The sequence below is a fragment of the Gottfriedia sp. NPDC056225 genome (genome assembly GCF_042267765.1).
Classification (GTDB): Bacteria; Bacillota; Bacilli; order Bacillales; family Bacillaceae_G; genus Gottfriedia.
Genome location: NZ_JBHJTJ010000001.1, coordinates 157,421 through 175,764 on the forward strand (window position 1 = coordinate 157,421; position 18,344 = coordinate 175,764).

The window sequence follows — 18,344 nt, forward strand, 5'->3', positions numbered from 1 at the left end:
AACAATAAAAAGCAGGTAAAGACAAGTAGTAAAGTGAGTATAACTAATGAAAGTTATAACTCACCTTAACAGTACTTGCCCTTGCCCCTTTTCATATAGTTTCTATTTTATTAGATTCCTTTACCGTGGCAGTTTTTATACTTCTTACCTGATCCACAAGGACAATCTTCATTACGACCAATTTCTTCGCCTTTTACGATTGGCTTTTTCTTAACTTCACCTTCACCGTCATTACTTACATGAATCGCTTCACCTTGTACAGCTTCACGCTCTACATCGGCTTCAATTTCAGCTTTCATAATGATGCGAGATACTTCTTCTTCAATAGAAGCAATCATCTCTTCAAACATTGCAAAACCTTCCATTTGATATTCACGTAATGGATCGATTTGTGCGTATGCACGTAAATGGATACCTTCACGAAGTTGATCCATTGCATCGATATGAGCCATCCACTTACCATCAACTGTACGTAATAGTACAACCTTTTCGAACTCACGCATTTGTTCTTCTGGTAGAACTGCTTGTTTTTCTTCGTATCGTTCAAATACTACTTTTTGAATTAACTCAACCATTTCATCTGGCTCAATTACTCGTAATTGTTCAACTGCAACTTCATCTTCATTTAACAAGTTAGCTTCTAAGAAATCAACGATTCCTTCTACATTCCACTCTTCTTGAAGTTGTTCGTTTGGTGTATGAGCTTGAACTACTCTGTTAATAGTTCCTTCAATCATACTCTTTACGATTGGTTGTAAATCAGTTGAATCAATAACTTCAGAACGCTGAGCATAAATAACTTCACGTTGTTGACGTAAAACATCATCGTATTGAAGTAATTGTTTACGAGCATCAAAGTTATTACCCTCTACTCGTTTTTGTGCAGATTCAACCGCACGAGAAACCATTTTACTTTCAATCGGTTGAGAATCATCTAAGCCTAGACGGTCCATCATTACCGATAAATTATCTGAGCCGAATCGACGCATTAACTCATCTTCCATTGATAGGTAGAAAGTTGTCACCCCTGGGTCACCTTGACGACCAGAACGACCACGTAACTGATTATCAATACGACGACTCTCATGTCGCTCTGTACCAATAACAGCTAATCCGCCAAGTTCACGTACGCCTTCACCTAATTTAATATCTGTACCACGACCGGCCATGTTTGTCGCAATCGTAACTGCTCCTTGATGTCCAGCTAAAGCGATAATATCAGCTTCACGTTCATGGTTTTTAGCATTTAATACTTCATGCTTTACACCTTTACGTTTTAATAATTGAGCAATTAACTCTGAAGTTTCGATCGCAACTGTACCAACAAGAACTGGTTGGCCCGCTTTGTGGCGCTCTACAATTTCATCAACAACAGCGTTAAATTTACCATTCATTGATTTAAATACAAGATCCGGTTTATCCATACGAGCTATTGGACGATTCGTAGGAATAACAAGAACATTCATATTGTAAATATTACGGAACTCTTCTTCCTCAGTTTTAGCTGTACCTGTCATACCAGAAAGCTTTTTATACATACGGAAGTAGTTTTGGAAAGTAATTGTCGCAAGCGTCATACTTTCGTTTTGGACTTTTAATCCTTCTTTAGCCTCGATCGCTTGGTGAAGACCTTCACTGTAACGGCGACCTTTCATTAAACGACCTGTAAATTGGTCAACGATCACAATTTCCCCATCTTGAACTACATAATCAACATCATGCGTCATTGTAACATGAGCACGCAATGCCTGAGTGATATGATGGTTTAGATTAACATTTTTTAAATCAAATAGGTTTTCAACGCCGAAAGCTTTCTCTGCGCGTGAAATACCATCTTCAGTTAATAGAACTGATTTTGTTTTTACATCATACGTGTAATCCTTGTCTAGCTTAAGCATTCCAACAAATGCATTTGCCGCAATATACGCTTGGGCAGATTGTTTCGCCTGTCCAGAAATGATTAATGGCGTACGTGCTTCGTCAATTAAAATTGAGTCAACCTCATCAATAATTGCATAGTTTAACGGTCGTTGTACGCGTTGTTCTGCGTAAACAACCATGTTATCACGTAGGTAATCGAAGCCTAATTCATTATTTGTATTATACGTTATATCACATGCATATGCTTCACGCTTCTCATCAGGTTCCATGCTATTTAAATTAAGACCAACTGTCAGTCCTAAGAATTCATATAATTGACCCATTTCTCGAGCATCACGAGTAGCTAAGTATTCGTTGACTGTAACAACATGAACACCTTCTCCACTCAATGCATTTAAGTAAACTGGTAAAGCAGATGTTAATGTTTTACCTTCCCCAGTTTTCATTTCTGAAATATTACCTTCATGTAATGAGATTCCACCTAATAACTGCACAGGATATGGAGTCATACCTAGTACACGAGTAGCACCTTCACGAACTACAGCAAACGCATCAGCCAAAATATCATCAAGTGTTTCACCTTTTTGGATACGCTCTTTAAACTCAAATGTTTTACCTCTAAGTTCATCATCAGTTAATTTAGCATACTGATCTTGTAAAGATATAACTTGATCAACCTGTTTTTGCATTTTATTTAATTGTCGTTGATTAAGGTCAAAAACCTTTTTTATCATTCCAAGCATTCGTAACGCTCCTCTATTTTAAAGTCATAAACTAAAATGTCATTAAGTAAGTAGATACTATTTCTAATTTTATCATTAAATGAAGTTAAGTGACAACCTTATGTCGAGAATGTTCTGTTAGAATTATTTAATATTTTCGAAAATATTAAATAATAAGCAAAAAAGGACTAAGCTTAATCATCAGCTTAGTCCTTTTATTATTATTTTGTTGTTATATTATTTAGCTTCAATTAAACCATAACGTCCATCTTTTCTAGCATAAACGATGTTGGTTTTATTTGTATCGCCATTTAAGAATACAAAGAAGTTATGGCCTAGCATATTCATTTGTAATACAGCTTCTTCTGCATCCATAGGTTTTAAATCAAATTGCTTTGTACGAACTAACTCAATATCATTTTCATGCTCTTCTACTGCAACAGCTGCTTCAGTAGTAGATGGTGCAAACATAAATTTTAATGAACCTTTTTCTCGTAGTTTACGATTAACTTTTGTTTTGTGTTTTCTAATTTGACGATCTAGTTTATCAATAACTAAATCAACAGCTGCATATAAATCTGCATGTTCTTCTTCTGCACGTAATAACATATACGTTCCAGGAATAGTTACTTCAATTCTTTGCTTGTCGTGGAATACCTTAGCATTAACTCTAGCTGTTAACTCTTCGTCAAAATAACGATCAAATCGTGATAACTTTTTATCTACATAGTCACGAATTGCTGGAGTAATTTCAATATTTTCGCCTCGGATGTTTAGCATCATATGGGTTTCCTCCTTCATCAAGCTCCAAAAGTGAAAGCTGTCATACTTATATTCTACACCTCAATTCGAAAATCCTGCTTGCTAATTTTGTCCAATATTCGAAATCTCTGTGTCATTTTAATGAACATTTATACGTTTATATCAGATTATATTTTTATCTCACTCTAAAGATACGTACAAAATTTTCACGAAAAAACAAACAAAGGCTTACTCAAATGAGTAAGCCCTCGTGGTCCGAATCTATATAAGCAAATACTTACTTATTAACGGAAAAATTAAATTTTAGTAACGTTAGCAGCTTGAGGTCCACGGTTACCTTCAACGATTTCGAAGCTAACTTCTTGGCCTTCTTCTAAAGATTTGTAGCCGTCTGCGTTAATTGCTGAGAAATGTACGAATACATCGTCCCCATCTTCGCGCTCGATAAATCCAAAACCTTTTTCTGCATTAAACCATTTTACTTTACCTTGCATTCAAATCCATTCCCTTCAGTCGAAAACTTGTGAATCTTCTCCACAATTCAACTATACATCATAAAACTAGGACAAGTCAAAAGTAGCTTATCGCCTTTTTTTTCACGAATTCGACAAATAACGAAAAATTCTAATTATTTCCTCATTTATCTTATTCGCGAATCTTTTAACTTGTCCTGCTATTTTTTACCTAATTTTTCCAAAAATATTTTTAAATTATTTTTTCTATTAAAACCACTGATTCCTATAGACTTTACCTACACTTTAAATCTGAAAGGTACAGTAGTTACTATAACGCTTCGTTTATGTAGTAAATACGCACGTAATAATAAGCTTGATTGGTTGTGTAGAATATTATGCCAGTTTTTCTTCGTAATAAACTGTGGTATTAAGACTGTAATTTCAAAGCCTTGCTCATGAGCTTTAGCTTCCATTTCATCAATTACTTTTAGAAGTGGTCTAGTAATTTCTCGATACTCCGAATGGACGACAATTAGGTTTACATTCGGATTCCATGCTTCCCACTTTTCTCTCATTTGATCTTCACTTTCCTTATCAAAAGAGATATAAACAGCATAGACTTCATCGGCAATACCTTGAGCGTATTGCATTGTCCGTTCTACTACTTTTGTAATTCCTGCAACAGGAACGACCATGATATTTCCACTTATTTTTTCAGGAATATCATTATTTAATCTTAATTGGTCACCTACTGCTTCATAATGCTTACGTATTCTCAAGAAAAGAATAACAATCAAAGGTAAGAAAATAAAGATTGACCAAACTTGGTTTAGCTTTGTCGTTAAGAAAATAATTGAAACTGTTGCAGAAATAAATGCCCCTACAAAGTTTGCGATTAATTTTGGGAACCAACCCGGTGGCTTTTGCCTAATCCATTTAACAACCATACCTGTTTGAGATAGTGTAAACGGTACGAATACACCAACAGCATATAGTGGAATTAACGCTTCTGTTTTACCTTGGAACGCAATAATTAATAATATTGAAGCAACGCCAAGTGTAATAATACCATTTGAATAACCTAAACGATCTCCTCGAAGTAGATACATTCTTGGCATAAATTTATCACTTGCTAAGTTATATGCAAGTAACGGGAAAGCCGAGAATCCAGTATTTGCTGCTAAAACAAGAATTAAAGCAGTCGTACCTTGTACAAAGAAATAGATTATATTTCTTCCGAAAATATCGGACCCTAATTGAGACATTACAGTTTCTTCAGCATTTGGTACAATTCCATACCAGTATGCTAAAAACATGATTCCTGAAAAAAGTACAGCTAAAATTGACCCCATCATTAATAATGTTTTTGCTGCGTTTTTATCAGAAGGAACTTTAAAGTTAGGAATTGCGTTCGATATTGCTTCTACACCAGTTAAAGCTGAGCAACCAGATGAAAATGCTTTTAAAAGAATAAAGAGCGAGATTCCCGGAACAACCGTACCGATAGCTGCATGATCTGTTTGTGGTGCATGACCTGTAAAGACGTTATACAAACCTACGATAATGATAATAACAAGTGCTACAACGAATAAATAAACTGGATATGCCAAAATTGAAGCAGATTCAGTTAATCCACGTAAGTTTAAAATCGTAATACATATAACCAAAATAACAGCAATAAAAACTGTGTGTGAATGCAAAATAGGAAAGGCGGATGTAATCGCGTCCGTTCCCGCTGAAACACTAACTGCTACTGTCAAAATATAGTCAACAAGTAAGGAACCACCTGCAACTAAACCTGGAACGACGCCGAGGTTTTGCTTAGAAACGACATAAGCGCCACCACCATGTGGATAACTAAAAATAATTTGGCGATAAGATAATATTAATGCTAATAATAAAATCAAAACACCTATACCAATCGGAACCGAATACCAATATGCTACTGCCCCTACAGTAGTTAATACGATCAAAATTTGTTCAGGACCGTATGCTACTGAAGATAGTGCATCTGATGAAAGGATTGCTAATGCCTTCGTATTCGATAACCTTTGTTCACTTAATTCTGTCGACTTAAGTGGTTTACCAATCAAGTATCGTTTTAATATCGATAACATATGTACACCTCTACAAAAAAAGTTAAAAACTAAACCATTTGAGTTTATCACATTATTAGAAAAAATTGTGCGATATATTATGAAAATCTTTCCAAGAATTTATTAAGTTTTTATCAAAATAATTAATATTAACTTTCCTCTAATTCAAATTAAAATACTACAAAAAATTAAGTCCCTATAAAAACCTAACTCCACTATTGAAATTCGATTTACTTAGTCTAAATTATTATATTTTGGCGAAATTGACTTAGCACAAAAAAAGACCTGACGGTTCTCTGCCAAGCCCAAATACTTTTTATGTAATCTATCATTATTTAATAGAAATTCATACTGAACTCCTCATCACTTAACATCGACTTTAGATCTTATTTCTTATGAAAGTACTTAAGCATTTTTTCAGCAACTTCCATAGCTTGTACTTTGTAGGTTCCTTCTTCGATTTGCTTTTTTAAATGCTCTATACGATCATTGCGTTTCGTGATTATCTCATCGGCATTTTGATCTTCCTTAGTCTGAGGGGAGATTTCTATTCTTTCTTCTCTATTCTCTCGTTTATCCTCTGCAATCTTTTCTATATTGTTTTGATCTAAATGAAATCGATCTTCATCAGATGGATTACCCTTCATTTCTCTCACCTCATCGTTAATCGTTTTATACCTCTAAAATAGGCATTTTGCTCTATTTCTAGTTTTTTCTTTCTATTATATTCAGTGCACATAATTTATATCGGCAAAATTAGAAGTAAAATTAATTCCTTTTACACATGACAATACACTAACATTTATGCACGAATTAATGTTAGTGAATACACTTCAGAAGCACCATTTTCTAGCAAAATTGTTGCAGCATCTTGCACGGTTTTTCCTGTTGTGTATACATCATCAAGTATTATTACCGATTCATTATCGATCTTCATCTCCCCACTAAATGAAAATATTTGTTCTCGGTTTAGTCTTTCATTTCGGTTTAACTTACTTTGCCTTTCTGTATGAATTCGTTTTAAACATTTGGTTAAACTTAACCCGGCATATCGCGCGAGCTCTTCTACTTGATTAAAACCTCTTTCGTTTAATCTCTCATCACTTAACGGGACAGGCACTATTTTATAATTTTTAAAATAATTTTCATAGTATTCTCTCAAATCTTCAGCAAATAATGATGCTAATTTTACATCACCACAAAACTTAAAATAATTTAACCACTCTTTTATTTCATTTGTATAATGAAATATTGATTTATTTATGATTAGAGGTTGATTCGGATTTTGCTCCTTATATTCTAAACAACTTTTACAAAGCTTTTGATTCTCAAATACATGACCACAACAAATTTCACAAACTGGATCAATAATTTTTATAAACAGCCCTTTACATTGCAAACATACGATATCCTTATTTTCAAAAAACAGTTTGTGCAATGAAAAATCCTCAATAAACCGACCTCCGCAATATATACAGATCATTTTTTATCTAGCCATCCTCTCTTCAGTCCTAATTCATTCATTAGAAGGATTTGCTTTTTAGCTCTAACCATTTCCTCACTAATGCCATTATGAAAAAAAAGTACCTCTCCGGAAGCATAATCAATATGTCTTCCCGCTCTACCTGCAATTTGAACGAGTGCACTTTCAGAAAAAACCTCTTCGTCAGCACCTAGTACTGCAATTTGACTATTTGATATCGTGACACCTCGCTCTAAAATAGTCGTTGTTATCAAGATTTGAATTTCGCCATTTCGAAATGCACGAACTTTTTCATGCCTATATTGGTCCTTACTATGGACTGATGCAGTTTTATTAGAAATCTTTTTAACAGCTTCTTCTATATAAATACATTCACTAATCGTCGGGATAAATAGAAAGATCGGACAGTCTTCTTGAAGAAATTTTTTTAGCCATTTTTCTAATGGTTTTGGGAGTTTTTTTGATTTGTGGATTATTTTACGCCAATTACCAATCCATTCGAAGCCTGGCACAGGCAGAGGTTGTCTATGGTATCTAGCGGGGACCATCACGTTATTAATTCTATTTTTTAGCGCTAACTGTTGTTGAGTTGTAGAAGGAGTGGCAGTCAATTGTACCGTTGAACCTATTATTGTTCTTGCTTCACTTGCAACCCAGTGCAAATGTGTTTCAATATTATAAGGAAAGGCATCGACTTCATCAATAATTAGAAGATGGAAAGCATGCCTAAATTTCACTAACTGATGAACTGTACAAATTGTTATTCTATTTCCGTCCCATACTTCTTCACTATCACCGTAAAGTACTGCAATTGAAATAGTAGGGAATGCTTGCCGAAAACGATTAGCTAATTCTAAAACAACATCTACTCTTGGAGTCGTAATACAAACGAATTTACCTTGCTGTAGTGCAGCATCAATTCCGTGAAATAACATTTCAGTTTTTCCTGCACCACATACTGCCCAAAGAAGCAGACTTTGATTTTCATTTACAGTTTCAAGAACCTTCAGAGAAGCTTTCTCTTGTTGAGGCGAAAGTTTTCCAGTCCACTCAAGTCCAGCTATTGAACGATCTAATTTCATATCAGCTTCATTTATAATAAGCTTTGTACAAGTTGACATTTTCCCCATAATGATACACTTTCGACAATACGTACATTGCGAAGAACATTTATAACAAAAATGAGTAGCAAAAAAATGTTGGTCTTGATTACCACAACGAAAACATTGATAACGTGTTTTGACTTTTTGAACTGCTTGAAGGATTTGACTTGTTGGAGGGAGATTTTGAGGGTTAATTACGGGACTGAGTTGGAGTTTTCTACCTAAGAATTCGTCCATTTTTTACCTACTTTCTTTAAAAGATTATTTTGGTAAATAAAAACAAAAAGATCCCCATGTTAATAGGCATCTTGAATATAGTTTTTCATCAATAACTCTATAATTATATAATTGTCATTAATTTATTGTTATTTTCATCAATTTCTATCTTCTCTTTAATTCCGTTAACAAATACAATAAATCCTATTCAAAAATAATTGATCTAAGTAGTAATTATTGAGTTATGATAATTGTACCAACAAGTCTCTTTCCTCGCCCATATAACACTTTAAAACTTTATGTCAGAAAATCAGATAATTTGTGTCTTTATAAACACTTTCTTCCATACTCTCACCAATAAAAAAAGCCCCTAATTCAAGGAGCTTCTACTCAAACAGTATACCAACCCAATCCTAAAGCACCATCACCGAGATGCGTTCCTATGACTGGGCCAAAATATGAAATTTCCATTTCAGCATTCGGATATGCTTCTCCGAGTTGTTGGGCTAGTTTTTTGGCATCTTCTTCACGGTTGGAGTGAATAACAACTGCCTTCATTTTTTCACCTTTTGATGCAACTTCACCGAATAAGTCTGTAATTCGCTTCATTGCTTTTTTTTCAGTTCGTATTTTTTCAAAAGCTACTATCTTTTTGTCTACGAATGTTAGGATTGGTTTTACTTGGAGTAAACTTCCTACAAACGCTTGTGCACTTGATAGTCTCCCACCGCGTTGTAGGTGATCTAGATCATAAACCATAAAGTAGGCATTTGCTGTCTTTTTTATTTCGTCTAAACGAGCGACTATTTCAGAAGGACTTGCACCATCTTTGGCCATTTTCGCAGCTTCAATGACATAATATCCTTGGACCATACAGCTAATTTCTGAATCATATGCTACTACTTCTAAGTTATCAAACATTGACCCAGCTGTAACCATACTTTGATATGTTCCACTTATTCCAGATGATAATGTGATAGAAACTACTGCGTCATATTCCTTTGCTAACTGTTCAAATTTATCAATAATCGTGCCATAAGCAGGCTGTGATGTTTTTGGTAAGTCCTTTTGTTCTCGGACCTTAATAAAAAATTGGTCAGCTGTTATTTCAATTTCCTCTTGATAGGATGCATCTCCGAAAATTACATTAAGTGGCAGCATATGTATATCTAGAGAATCCCTTAATTCCTGATCGATATAGGATGTACTGTCTGTAACAATTGCAGTTCTCATTGTCATATCCTTTCTTACAAATAGTAACGTTTAACTATGTATTTAATAATTTAATTTTACACAACAAACTTAGTAAAATCATTGAATTTTATTCTCTATACTCTGAGGCAATTCGACAATTCCTTTAGAGTTAGAAAGAACTATTATACTTAAAAGCCTATGAGTTGAAAAGTATAACCGAGTAATTAAGGCTTCTTACCAAACGATTTCTAACTTAAAGATGTGGTCTTAGTGCGCCTCTCATTCTGCCAAAAAAATAAAAATAGAGCATCATATTGATACTCTATTTCTTCACTCTATTTATTTCACTTCTACCCAAGCATTACGTATAGCCGTTACAACAGCATGAGTACGGTCATTTACTTCTAGTTTTTGTAAAATATTACTTACATGATTTTTTACAGTTTTTTCACTAATGAAAAGCGCTTCACCAATTGCACGGTTACTTTTGCCGTCTGCTAACATTTGGAGTACTTCACATTCTCTTCTTGTCAGTAAATGTAGCGGACGACGCACTTCTACTTCGCGAGATTTAAATAATTGTTCTTTTAACGATAAACGTCTAAATTCTTCTACTAGATTATGAGTAATCTTAGGATGTAAATAGCATCCGCCTTTTGTGACAACCTTAATTGCTTCAATCAAAGTATCTGAGTCCATTTCTTTTAATAAATAGCCTCTTGCTCCTACTTTTAGAACATGAGTTACATATGATTCATCATCGTGAATAGACAAAATGATAACTTTAGCATCAGGATATTTTTCTAGCAGTGCCTTTGTAGCAGTTACTCCGTTCATATTCGGCATGTTGATATCAACAATTAATATATCTACTTGATGTTGATCCATGATACCCACAACTTCTGTACCGTCTGAACCTTCAGCAACAACATCAAAACTTTCTTCAAAATCTAGGATTCTCTTAATTCCTTCTCGAAACAATTTATGATCATCTACAATCGCAATTCTAGTTTTCATTCCATTACTCCTCTGCCATTATTCTAGTTTGCCTATCTATCGAAATTTGTAGAAATTGGTATTTTTTTCTAAATTATAGTATATTTTAGCATAAATTAATGATAATTTCGACGTAAATATCCAAATACATGAAACAAAATTTTATTTTTTAAAATTTTCAGACGTTTGTTTTTATATTTCCAATTCTACCTCATTCTCAGTTTTTATTTCTAAATCTATTTGAATAGTTGTACCAACATTTATGAGTGATTCGATTTTGAAATGACCATTTAACAATTCAACGCGCTCTTTCATACCTGTTAATCCAAATGAATTTTCACTTTGCCTTAATTCAACAGGAAATCCTACTCCGTCATCCTTAATCAAGAGATTAATTTTATTTCTAAAAAATTCTATTTTGACAAAAATCGTTGAAGGATTGGCATGCTTACAAGCATTTTGAACTGCCTCTTGAATCAATCTAAAAATAGCAACTTCTATTTTTAAATTTAAACTTCTATTCTCGTACCCATAATTCTCAAATTTTATTTCAATATGGTTATAAGACTCAAGCGACTTAAAATATTTATTTAGTGCCAAAACTAGACCTAAATCTTCTAATGCCATCGGGCGTAAATCATAAATAATCCTTCTTACTTCCCCTAGTGCATTGCGGACCTGTTCCTTCATATCACTAAGTTCTTTCTTGGCATCTACTTGCGGTCTTTGACAATAAGTTTTAATTAAAAAATCTGAACGCATTAATATACTCGCTAACGTTTGTGCAGGGCCATCATGAATTTCACGAGATAATTTTAAACGTTCTTCTTCCTTAGCATGCAATACTTGCAATCCGAATTGTTGCCTCTGTTGTGTATCTTCAAGTAAATGACTAACTTGCTCAAAGTCTGTATTAAGATAGTTTAAAACAATTGAAATACGGGAAATGATTAATTCGGCTCTTTGCAGTTTTTCAAGCAAAGTCTGAAGTTTACATTCTAATTCTTTTCTTTTATGGATTAGAACTTTTTCTTCTTTTAATGAAAGAAGAAAATCTTCCTGTATGTTTTGGGCTATATCATATGCAGCCTTTATTTCGGAATTAGTATACATCATGTAGTTTTGATCTACTTCCGTTAACCTTTGTTTTGCCGTTCTCGCTAATAAATCTAATCTAGCTGTATTTTCAATCTTCTCTACTACTTGAACTTTTACTTCTTCAAGCTCTACTCTTAAATTCTCATATTCAGAGCGAGTATCTTCAACAATTCCGAACACGTGGGACTTACTATCTATAACAGAAGAGAGCATATTATCCATTATTTCGTCTAGTGTCTGATTGTCCATTTTCCTAGCTGTCATTCACCTTTTCCTCCATTAGCCTATTACTATATGACTAATTATTTTATGTATATTTAATATTATAATGTAATTAGGATTATAATTGTACAAAAATTTAAAATAAGCAAAAATTTTTATATTTTCCGATTCCATACTAATAACAAAGGCATTTATTGTTATTTTATTATAAATTTTAAAAAATACATACTGTTATATGACATCATTAACACAATGTTAACAAGTATTACAAGCATATTACGTTAGACCCAAAAAAAAAGCTGATTCCTCTAAGAGAATCAGCTTTTTGACTATTTATTGACTGGTACTATTCTCATTTCCAGATCCTTGATCCGGATTAGACGTACTCTTTGCAGGTGGTTTATCTAAACCTAGGTGTACACGGAACTTACTAGAAATATCTTGTACACTTTGTTCTTCAGGAACATAGTAGTAAATCTTGTTGATTGTAGCATCATGACCTTCTAATTTTAATGTTTCTAAATCAGTTGGAGAGATGTTTGGTAAATGTTTAGCAAGCGAAATCCCACCACTCAATTTCATATTCGTGCTAACGTTTTTACTAAATACCTTTGCATATTCATCCATCTTCATAATTGTTTCCGGTGATTTAATCTCAGCTAATATCGACTTAATTACTTGTTGCTGTCTTTCTTCACGTCCAAAATCACCTCTTGGATCACGTTTACGCATACGCGCATACGCTAATGCCTGTTGGCCATTTAAATGCATTATACCTTTTGTAAAGTAAACCTTTTTCCTTGGGTGAGTATCAGTATTTTCCCAGAAGTCAAATGGTACATCAACATCAATTCCACCAACTGCATCAACAATATTTTTAAAGCCATTAAAATCCACTGTAACGTAGTAATCAATTGGTACATTTAAGAAATTTTCAACAGTATCAACTGTTAATTGTAAACCACCATATGCGTATGCATGATTTATTTTAGTTTTTTCTGCGTGACCTGGAATATCTACATATGTATCACGAGGAATACTCATTGTTTTTATTGTTTCTTCTTTCGGATTAAAGGTAGCCAAAATCATCGAGTCAGTTCGTCCGCCTTTGCCACCAGTCGCATAGTTTTCAATCCCTAAGAAGAGAATAGAAATTGGATCTTTCGAAATAGCAACTTTTTCATTTCTTAAATTTGACGAAATATCCTCACCTTTTGTTGCTTTATTTAATTCAACATATGTTCTAACACCTTTATATCCTACAAAAATTAAGGCAATTATTATCACTAGTAATAATACTCTACCAATAACACTTCTCTTTTTCTTTTTTCTTTTCTTGGCCATTTTTCGAGAATGATTCTGATTCATATGTTCGAAGAGACCTCCTTTAAAGTTAGTATGATTTTTCTATATAAAATTAGTCAAAAATTTTACAGTTTCAAATAGCTTGACTACTACATGTATTTAACAATACTTTCATTTATCTGGCAACTACCATTTGTTAACTCAATTATCCAGCTTTTGAAACTATCAACTTCATCAACTTTTATCCAAAGTTCAAAGCTTACTTCATCTAAATGGCTAACATTTTCTAAATGATAATGCGAATTACGTAATGCGAACTCAACTTTACCTAATAATTTATAATTAATTTTTATATACATTACTTTAACTAAAGAACGTTCAACAATCCCAACAGCATTTAAACCTTCACTAACCGATTGTCCATAAGCGCGAATTAGCCCACCTGCACCAAGTTTTTTTCCACCGAAGTATCTTGTAACTACAACAACCGTATCTTTTAACCCTCGCTTTTTTAAAACCTCTAGCATTGGTACCCCAGCAGTACCACTCGGTTCACCGTCATCATTAGCCTTCTGGATTTCATCATTTTCACCGATTAAATAAGCAGAGCAATTATGAGAAGCATCAAAATGCTTTTTTTTAATTTCCGAAATGAATTGTTGCGCATCACCTTCAGTTTTTGCTTCTTTTATATAACAAATAAATTTCGATTTTTCGATCTCAATCTCATGACTTCCATAGCCACGAACAGTGAAATAACTCGCTAGCATTTAACACCTACCCTTTCGACTAAACTAATAAAATTTCGACTCACTTCCATATATTACTACAATTATTCATTCCAATCCTTAAAAAACACTAATATTCTGCAAAAGTAAGTATTTACTGACAAGTTTAGATGCAGTAACATTAATAATAGGATATATTTACACCTATGATGGATATATAGAATAGTCCAAAAAGAATTGAAGAAAGATCTGCTAATCTTTTTAAATTTTCATCAATTTAACTTGATCGTTTTTACACGAGCTAACTAATTTAATGTAATGATTCGATTCAATTCAAAATTAACTTAATTTTGATATTTACTACACATCCAAGTAGCAAGTTCAAACCCTCTATAAAAATCCTTGATTTAAACAAGCGCTTGCATCAAGAAATTTCCGCATAAAAGAACATAATAGAAAACAATTAAATAAAAAATTCCACTTCACCATATGAGCAGTCCGAACACCAACTATTTTTTAAAATTTACTTTACTTCATATTTGAGTTATTTAGCTTTTTGTTTAAATGCACTACTGTTTTTTCTAAAGAAGAAGTTAATACTAATTGATGAGAAAAATATAAGAATCATCTTCACTAAGGAGTAATAAGCTTAATAATGCCGGTAATTAAAAATGTACTTGAAGGTGAGCGGTAAGTTTAAAATTTTTCGCACCCCTTCCATTAAGAAGCGTCACTCCACTTAGAATATTTACTAAAACCCAATAATCCAATTTAGCTATCATTAGAAAAGATCTGTTGCAAAACAGATGTCTCTATAAAGTGCGAAAAACTTAAACAAATATGGTAAGGGAGTTGATGTTAATCAGGAAGGAGAAAGTTTTGCGATTGGAGAAGTTCATAAATTATATAAAGTACAAACACGCTAAATTAATCTTAAAATTATTTTGAAAAAGTGCTTTTCAAAACAAGGTATTTTTCTACTGACTTTATGCTAAAATAATAATACCTAAAAAGTCGACCTGAAGTTGATTATTTACTAATTAATGTAATTCCGATTAATAAATCATTCTTGTACACACTATAAGTGTAAGGTACCCTTTTTATGTACAGTAATAAGCTTGTAACATAAAATTAATTTGATTTTTTTCTATGAACATTTATAATTGTTATGATGTTATAAAACGTAAACGTTATACATTAGGACATGTTGCAATGCACTTGCAAGAATGGGCCTAAATTATAAACTGGGGTGTTTAAATGGCCTTACAGAATACTCAACAAAAGGTTGAAAGCCGATATTCTATTCAACAATTTGAGTCATTAAAAAAGAAAAGTATTTTTTATTCATTTATAAAAAGAACGATGGACATAGTCTTTGCGTTGTTCGCATTTGTCATTTCTTTACCATTTGTTTTGTTCTTTATTGCATTAATTAAAATTGATTCTCCTGGACCAGCTCTTTTTATACAGGAACGAGTTGGATTAAACGGTAAAATTTTTAATATATACAAGTTAAGAACAATGCGTATGGATGCAGAGGTAAATGGACCACAATGGGCTAGTACAGATGATCCTCGAATTACAAAGCTTGGGCACTTCCTGCGAAAAACTCGTATCGATGAATTACCACAGTTTGTCAATGTACTACGTGGTGATATGAGTCTTGTTGGACCGAGACCAGAAAGAGCATTTTTTTTAGTAAAATTTAATCATGAAGTACCAGGCTTTACTAATCGATTAACCGTGAAACCTGGATTAACTGGTTGGGCACAAGTAAATGGTGGATATGAATTATCACCTAAAGAAAAATTAGTTTTGGATTTACATTATATTGAACATCAGTCCATCATATTAGACATTCGAATAATGTTTAAAACAATAAAAGTTGTCTTAACTGGTGAAGGTGCTCGTTAAGTAATATAAGACAAGTCCAAAGTACTACTTGAACGAAAAAAATCGAAGAAATTAAACTACGGCCTTTTCTCAATTGAGGAAAGGCCGTTTAATTTCTTCAGAATATACGCAGAAACCTTAAAGGCGAAACTATGTCGAATTTTCCTTCCAGCTGCAAATTTATCCTCTTTTAATGTACAAAATATTTTAAATTTCGAAAATTACCCACATTTTCAAAAACTTATTAACAATTTGTGGATAACCTTCTGTACTTATCCACATACCAATTGTTTATAATTTAACAACTAATACAAAGAAATATGAGGATACGACAAAATTCTTCTAAAATGAAAAATCTTCTTGTCGATAAGATTGAATTTTACTCACAAGTTATCCACATATTAGAATAAATTTATAAATCATCAGTAAAAAAAGGATGCTCCCAAAAAATTACTTTGGAACATCCTCGTTATTATGATCATTTTACAACTTTAATTGTACGCACACTCTTATTTCCCGACTTATCAACAGCATAAACTTTTAAACTAGTATTCGCACTTTGCGCTTTTATAGACACTGAAAATCTACCACTAGAATTAACTGTAGCGTGACCGATTAAAGTACTACCTCTATAAACCTTTACTGTTGCATATTTCTCCGCACTACCAGTCACAGTTCTTGATTTAGTTGTTACCTTATTAACCGTCGGCACAGCTGGAGCTGTTTTATCTAACACTTTTAACGACTTATTCGCACTTACATTTCCAGCCTTATCAGTAGCAGTTACAATAACTGTAGCTCCACTTTTTTGCCTTGATATTGTAAATTTGTAGCTTTTATTCGAAGCAGCTGTTGTGCTTTTTTGATACTTGCCACTAATATATAGTTTAACTGTAGAACCAGCTTCTGCTGTCCCAGTTATAGTAGTTGAATGATCAGTGATCGTATTCATTGAAGGTGTAGAAGGTTTTGTTTTATCAATGGTAAAGTTGATCGTTGTTGTATTACTTTCTTCATCCTTTACAACTAAAGTATATTTGCCTTCTTTACTAACTGTTTGACCATTTTTAAATCCAGCGCCATTTAATGTTGCTGTTCCTTCATCAAACGTAATTTTCACGTCTTTATTGTAAGCAGCATTACTTTTTACTCCGGTAACTACAAAGTCTTTCTTTTTAGCAATATATGCAGAAGAAATATAGCCTGATGTTTTTCCGTCAGTTGATTTAACTGGGAACCATACAAAATGATTTGAACTGCTATTAGGTAATGTGAATTGAAAATCTCCATTTATAACAAACACTTTATTTAAAGATTGAGCCGAACTAGAAGATGATGTATTTGGTTGAGTCCTTAATTTTGCACCTTCCGTTGTTACTTTGACAATGTCACCTTTTTTCAAGAAATAAGGAGACTCATGTAATCCATTTGTTATTACATATACTAATTTATTAAACTTAATACTCACACTTGAATTAGGATCATAAGTAAAATCATCATATGCAAATGGATATTGAGCAAGCTTTGTACTACTTAAAAAGCTATGTTCTTCAATAATTTTAAATACTTCATCTTGATAAGTATCCAGATTTCTTGATCCATCATCCCGTTTAATCGGGCTATTTACAGGTTTCGTACCGTTATACGCCATAACAGGAAAATACCAATTTTCAATTATTCCTCTTCCGGCATTCTTTATCTTAGGAAGTGCCGATAATCCGTACTTCTGATCTAAAATATTAACACCGGTTTCAATATTATAAACAATGTCACTTTTTAATCTTTCAGGATCACCAACAGAATCAGTCACCTGCATAATACCGATTCCATTATCTGAAGTAACAATTGGTTCACCTTTATCGTCAAATTGTTTCCAAGAAGACTCTTGCATTGCGATTGATTTTACAACTTCAGGTGGAATATTCTTATTTAATGCAGCATTTGTTAATAGACAATTAATTTGTTGATTAGATGGATTTATTTTTTGTTTAATATCGCCGCATTTTGCTGACCAGTCCGTTGCCGCTGATGCTTTCCCACCTAGTAAACCTATGGAAAGCGACGTTAATAAACCGACTTTTAATATCGTTGATTTCAAAATTTCACTCCTCCCAAATCCTCATAAATAATTTTCTATCTTTCATTGTAACATACAATCATATTATTCTTTTAAATTGCTAATTAATGAAA

At 33.1% G+C, this 18,344-nt stretch carries 14 protein-coding genes; 1 reads left to right on the forward strand and 13 read right to left on the reverse strand.

The window, feature by feature from the left end; genetic code table 11:
* Positions 1-110 precede the first annotated feature (110 nt).
* From secA to ACFCYN_RS00840, 12 genes are all read right to left on the reverse strand, one after another.
* Positions 111-2,624, reverse strand: coding sequence for a preprotein translocase subunit SecA (gene secA, locus ACFCYN_RS00785; protein WP_172446358.1), 2,514 nt, complete (start codon positions 2,622-2,624; stop codon positions 111-113).
* A gap of 216 nt (positions 2,625-2,840) precedes the next feature.
* Positions 2,841-3,386 (reverse strand): ribosome hibernation-promoting factor, HPF/YfiA family, encoded by a 546-nt coding sequence (gene hpf, locus ACFCYN_RS00790; protein ID WP_098118822.1) that lies wholly within the window; start codon positions 3,384-3,386, stop codon positions 2,841-2,843.
* Positions 3,387-3,661: 275 nt separating this feature from the next.
* The gene (cspD, locus tag ACFCYN_RS00795; protein ID WP_088041548.1) at positions 3,662-3,859 is read right to left on the reverse strand and encodes a cold-shock protein CspD; all 198 of its coding nucleotides are present in this window, start codon (positions 3,857-3,859) and stop codon (positions 3,662-3,664) included.
* A gap of 257 nt (positions 3,860-4,116) precedes the next feature.
* A complete protein-coding gene (locus tag ACFCYN_RS00800; protein WP_375946941.1) occupies positions 4,117-5,937 on the reverse strand; it encodes an APC family permease in 1,821 nt (606 codons plus the stop codon).
* Positions 5,938-6,302: 365 nt separating this feature from the next.
* On the reverse strand, positions 6,303-6,563 hold the full coding sequence (locus tag ACFCYN_RS00805; RefSeq protein ID WP_375946943.1) for a flagellar biosynthesis anti-sigma factor FlgM: 261 nt from the start codon (positions 6,561-6,563) through the stop codon (positions 6,303-6,305).
* Between the two features lie 155 nt (positions 6,564-6,718).
* Positions 6,719-7,354, reverse strand: a complete 636-nt coding sequence (locus tag ACFCYN_RS00810; RefSeq protein ID WP_172446361.1) for a ComF family protein — start codon at positions 7,352-7,354, stop codon at positions 6,719-6,721.
* Between the two features lie 41 nt (positions 7,355-7,395).
* Complete coding sequence (locus tag ACFCYN_RS00815; protein ID WP_375946946.1) at positions 7,396-8,529, reverse strand: ATP-dependent helicase ComFA; 1,134 nt, start codon at positions 8,527-8,529, stop codon at positions 7,396-7,398.
* A gap of 579 nt (positions 8,530-9,108) precedes the next feature.
* Complete coding sequence (locus tag ACFCYN_RS00820) at positions 9,109-9,951, reverse strand: DegV family protein (RefSeq protein ID WP_375946948.1); 843 nt, start codon at positions 9,949-9,951, stop codon at positions 9,109-9,111.
* 300 nt (positions 9,952-10,251) lie between these two features.
* Entirely contained in the window at positions 10,252-10,929 is a 678-nt protein-coding gene (locus ACFCYN_RS00825) for a response regulator (RefSeq protein WP_172446364.1), read from the reverse strand.
* Positions 10,930-11,100: 171 nt separating this feature from the next.
* Complete coding sequence (locus ACFCYN_RS00830; protein WP_375946951.1) at positions 11,101-12,270, reverse strand: sensor histidine kinase; 1,170 nt, start codon at positions 12,268-12,270, stop codon at positions 11,101-11,103.
* A gap of 291 nt (positions 12,271-12,561) precedes the next feature.
* The gene (locus ACFCYN_RS00835) at positions 12,562-13,596 is read right to left on the reverse strand and encodes an LCP family protein (protein WP_375946953.1); all 1,035 of its coding nucleotides are present in this window, start codon (positions 13,594-13,596) and stop codon (positions 12,562-12,564) included.
* 86 nt (positions 13,597-13,682) lie between these two features.
* Positions 13,683-14,303 (reverse strand): YigZ family protein, encoded by a 621-nt coding sequence (locus tag ACFCYN_RS00840; protein WP_375946955.1) that lies wholly within the window; start codon positions 14,301-14,303, stop codon positions 13,683-13,685.
* A gap of 1,215 nt (positions 14,304-15,518) precedes the next feature.
* Between ACFCYN_RS00840 and ACFCYN_RS00845 the strand changes: the two genes are divergently transcribed.
* Positions 15,519-16,175 (forward strand): sugar transferase, encoded by a 657-nt coding sequence (locus tag ACFCYN_RS00845; RefSeq protein WP_172446368.1) that lies wholly within the window; start codon positions 15,519-15,521, stop codon positions 16,173-16,175.
* 457 nt (positions 16,176-16,632) lie between these two features.
* On the opposite strand, the gene ACFCYN_RS00850 is transcribed toward ACFCYN_RS00845, so the two are convergent.
* Entirely contained in the window at positions 16,633-18,252 is a 1,620-nt protein-coding gene (locus tag ACFCYN_RS00850; RefSeq protein ID WP_375946957.1) for an Ig-like domain-containing protein, read from the reverse strand.
* Positions 18,253-18,344 lie beyond the last annotated feature (92 nt).